The organism is Nostoc sp. KVJ20 (assembly GCF_001712795.1).
Taxonomy (GTDB): domain Bacteria; phylum Cyanobacteriota; class Cyanobacteriia; order Cyanobacteriales; family Nostocaceae; genus Nostoc.
In genome coordinates this window covers 1-4,025 of sequence record NZ_KV757724.1, presented here as the reverse complement: position 1 = coordinate 4,025, position 4,025 = coordinate 1, and the positions used below count along the sequence as shown (strand labels likewise).

The 4,025-nt window shown below is 41.4% G+C and carries 3 protein-coding genes and 1 pseudogene; 3 read left to right on the top strand and 1 reads right to left on the bottom strand.

Features of this window, described 5'->3' with window-relative positions; all coding sequences use genetic code 11:
* Positions 1 to 1,216 (bottom strand): MobF family relaxase (mobF, locus tag A4S05_RS32155; RefSeq protein WP_141699868.1); only part of this gene is annotated, 1,216 nt, incomplete at its 3' end.
* Positions 1,217 to 1,901: 685 nt separating this feature from the next.
* On the opposite strand from mobF, the gene A4S05_RS32150 reads away from it, so the two are divergent.
* The 3 genes and pseudogenes from A4S05_RS32150 to A4S05_RS32140 all read left to right on the top strand — a co-directional run.
* On the top strand, positions 1,902 to 2,993 hold the full coding sequence (locus tag A4S05_RS32150; protein ID WP_256091321.1) for a ParM/StbA family protein: 1,092 nt from the start codon (positions 1,902 to 1,904) through the stop codon (positions 2,991 to 2,993).
* Positions 2,994 to 3,069: 76 nt separating this feature from the next.
* Positions 3,070 to 3,504 (top strand): hypothetical protein, encoded by a 435-nt coding sequence (locus A4S05_RS32145; RefSeq protein ID WP_069073830.1) that lies wholly within the window; start codon positions 3,070 to 3,072, stop codon positions 3,502 to 3,504.
* A gap of 106 nt (positions 3,505 to 3,610) precedes the next feature.
* A pseudogene (locus A4S05_RS32140) lies at positions 3,611 to 4,025 on the top strand (hypothetical protein); the annotation flags it as partial.

The window sequence follows — 4,025 nt, the reverse complement described above, 5'->3', positions numbered from 1 at the left end:
CTTTGTTCAGTAAAGTATTCTCTAAGTGGTTTTCGACTACTTCCGAGTCAGAAATGGAGCAAAATTTACATTGACCCTGCTGCATCAAGTCAATCGTCGCCAATTCCCGCCGCACTGCTGTCATCGTCGTAAATTGGTGAGTCAACCCTGGCAAACCGATTAACTCTTGATGTTCTCTAATCAGGGGTGCAATCGCTTTTACATCCGTAGCTAAACGTGATTCTAGGATGAATTTTTCTAAATCCTCTTGTCTAAAAGCGACATTTCTCTCACTGCAATGTGCGATCGCATCATCTAACGCATCAATCAGACTTTTTTGCTCAACCACAAGAGGAGCCTGTTCTTTTCTTGGTTCTCCTGGCTTGACAAACGTGATACCTAACGCCGCAGCTTCTGACTTCCACAATGTAACTAATTCTGATTCTGGTAGTTTCTGCTTGCGCTGGCGGGTATCATCCCAAATTTTTTCACGTTCGGCCCAAGTCGAATTAGCACCAGATGAGGCGATGATTTGCTGTCGCCGCTTAGAAAATGCCTCTAAATCCTCGAATTTAAAGCCTTTTATATCAAACTGCCCATGTAAACGAAGCTCTATCTCGTAGCCAAGCTTCTGCACCTCACGCGCCAGAGAGCTTTGGTATGCCATCCCCAAGAATTTTTTATTGGCGAATATTTCATTATTACCCAAACTCAACCACCTACCATCTGGAGTTTGGGTCATGTTCATCAGCAAACAATGGGTGTGCAGATGTGGGTCTAAATCCCGACTTTCGATGTGATCGAACTGCGCGACGACCAAGTTACCAGTCTTAACTCTATGTCTGCCGCTATTATCTGTCACTCTGGTATAGGCATAACGCTGCTCTATTAGCTCCAAGGTTTCTTTTAGCGCCTGATGATGGGCATCGATTAACCGTGTATCCCCACCCACCAATGCCATCAAGCTCACACTTTTGGGCGCAGAAAATGTACAGTCTAATGCGGCTCTGCGTTCTCCTTTCCCCTTTTCTTTGACTACTCTGGCATTCAATACCTCACGACCATCAGGCTTTTGCCCCTCAATGATATTTTTAAAAGCGTCTTCGTCATCGACTGCCCCTGACAACCCCAACTTTTTAGCACCTTGACCACTCCAAAGCGACTTTCCTTGGTGATAGTAATTCTTGATGAAGTAGTTCACCGCCATCTCACTTGAGACGTTAGCCGCTGTTAGCATGGCTCACCTCTGCTATGGGGTTTACATAACTTAATGTTTGTGAGATTTCGCAATTGCCAATAACTATTGAATTCCTTGTTAATCACCGGCATCAAACTTACTTCTGTTTGATGTCGAGTTAAAAAAACTTGGTGAGACTTAGACTTCAACAATTTTTTATTCCTGATTGCTCATGCCATTTAATATAGCAAAAAATCGAGCATTCTTTCCGCCAAATATGGCGTACTGTGCGTCACAAAAAGATGGATTACAGGGGTTGTGGTTCTTGAAGCTAATTACTAGATAATTGGGAGAATCCTTGAGAAAATTGGGAAGTATCAGGAAGTGCTAGGAAGTCTTGGGAAGTCTTAGGAATTGTTGGAAAATATTAAGCTAATGAGAATTTTGTGACTAGATGATGTTGAATAGTTGAAAAGGTAAGAAATGAATTGGAGATTTGGGAGATATTGTTTAGATATTGGGAGATGTTGAATGTAATTGGTGAAAATTGGGAATTGAGAGATTTTGTGGAGATTTTCTATCAGATGCACGAATTTATGAAAAGTCAAAGAGTATTGCTAAAACTGTAATCTTTCTTTGTAAATGTGGAAAAAATCACGGTTTGGGCGGTTCGAGTTGAGAGTAATTATCAATTAGATAGACAAAAAAAGGGTCAAAAACAGGGAGAATTTTTCTTGTGGATTTGATGTTGAGTCTTGATCCGGGAACTTCAATGACGAAGATGGTTTATCGTGTTCTCTCGGAGATTTCGTACAAGTCAGAATTGCTGTGTATGGAACCAGAGTTAATTAAGATTTCCAAAGATTCGTTGGATTTATATGAGTCTGGGCAAATGAATCGGCCCAATCCAGAGAATGAAGCGTGGATAGAGTACAACGAAGAATATTATGCGGTTGGGTTTTTGGCACAAAAGTATTTTGAAGCGCGAATCAATTTTTTAGAACTCAAGTATGAGAACGCGATTCCAAAAACTTTGGCAGCAGTGGGGGCAATAGCGATTAGAGATTCTTTGAAGGCAAACTTTGATTTATCCTTGGGACTGCTATTGCCTTATGGGGAGTGGGAAGATAGAGAGAGATTGGAGAGGGGTTTAACTAAGGCACTGTCTAGCTTTAGCTTTCGAGGGAAACAATTTTGTATAAATCTGATTAACTTTCAGTGCTTGCCCGAAGGTGGGGGACTGATATTGACGCGAAGTAAAAAACTTGGCACAGATTTCAATAAAATGAACATTGCTGTGGTGATGGTGGGTTTTCGGGATATATCAGCCGTAATCTTTGAGCGTGGTATCTCAACTGGAAAGACGGAAGGATTGGGCTTGGCGTGGATGCTGGAGAGAATCAAAAGCCGAACATCAGGGCAAAACTTACATGATCTGTTAAAGGCTGTTCATCTATCAGGCCCGACATTGAAACCGAGATACTGCAAACCTTTGGCTCGGAGCAAGAAGTCTGATTTTCAGGTTGAGGAGATAGCACAAATTATTGAAGTGGCTGACTTATCTCGTAAAGAATACTGGGAAAAGGTATCCACTTGGCTCAAAATTAATATTCCTGCCCATATTGAGCAAGTCATTATTGGTGGTGGAACGTCGGAATATTTAGGTTCGGAGTTGAAAAATTTGTTTACTCATACCGACATTTCATGGGCAGCAGAATTATCTGAGGATGTGCGTTTAGCTTTTAACCTGCCGATTAAAAAAGATGCCTTGTGCTTGCGTTTCACTGATGTATATGGATTGTTTCGTTACCAACACGCTACATTTCGTAATTCGTAATGACGCTCCTGCGTCGCTACCGCTACGCTAACGTAATTCGTAATAGTAATTTGCTTGTGAAGAGAGGAATATTAGAATGTTTTCAGATGTTGAGTTTCGCTTACGAAGTAGAGTTAAGGCTGATAGTTCCGAAGCCGTGGTAATTAAGTATCTAAACTCCAGAAATACTCTTTATCCTGCTAAAGATATGGCGATGATTGCTATCAGCAGCTATTGGCTTCCTTTAGCTTATCAAGCTGTGAATCAATCAGTGGATTTAGAGCCACACATTCGTGCTTGTCTTTACCGCCTTCAACTCCACTCTTCATATTTGATGGGACTGCTGGGAGAAATCCCGTCTCAAGGAACGCCGATGATTGCAGTCGCCTCTAATCAATCACAACCACTACAGCTAATACAATCATCACCATTACCAATATCCAAGACTTCAGTCAAAGAACCATTACAAATAGCTAGAACTCCCGTACTAGAAGAATCGGAGTCGGGAACTGACTGGTTAAATCCTTTTTAGGACTGACCATTTTTTGAATTGATTTGACGCATTGCTCCTTTCTGAGCATCTTTTTCAGTGAACGCAAATATGTCGTTTCAAGCTTTTTAAATAGGAATTCATGATTATGTATCAACCACAAGAACTTTTTAACAACCTCTCACCATCAGAAATTAGCCGAACTTTACGCTTGAGCAGGATACCTGAAAAAGAGTTGTATACCGAGAATGATGCAGACAGGTTTCGTGAATGTCGCACCTTAATTGAGCAGGGTGGAAATGATGAGGAAGTGATGGCTCTATTATCTCCAATTGTTGACAATGCACTGTCAGAAACTCAGGGCAATTCCTCGCCGTCAACGAAGAATGGGGGAAAAAAACAAGGGAAGAAAGCCCAATTACCATTAGATATCACTGAATTACTAGTTATTGCTCGTGAAAGAGGCTATAAAATCGCACTTTCTCAGGCTTTAATAATTCTCCAAGTCTGCGGACTATCTGAGCAAGATGAGTATAGCCCAGATGAGTGCGAACGCTTTCTTG

Excerpts from the sequence above, each read along its gene's own strand:
- A4S05_RS32150 (WP_256091321.1), top strand. The coding sequence starts at position 1,902 with ATGTTGAGTCTTGATCCGGGAACTTCAATGACGAAGATGGTTTATCGT.
- A4S05_RS32145 (WP_069073830.1), top strand. The coding sequence starts at position 3,070 with ATGTTTTCAGATGTTGAGTTTCGCTTACGAAGTAGAGTTAAGGCTGAT.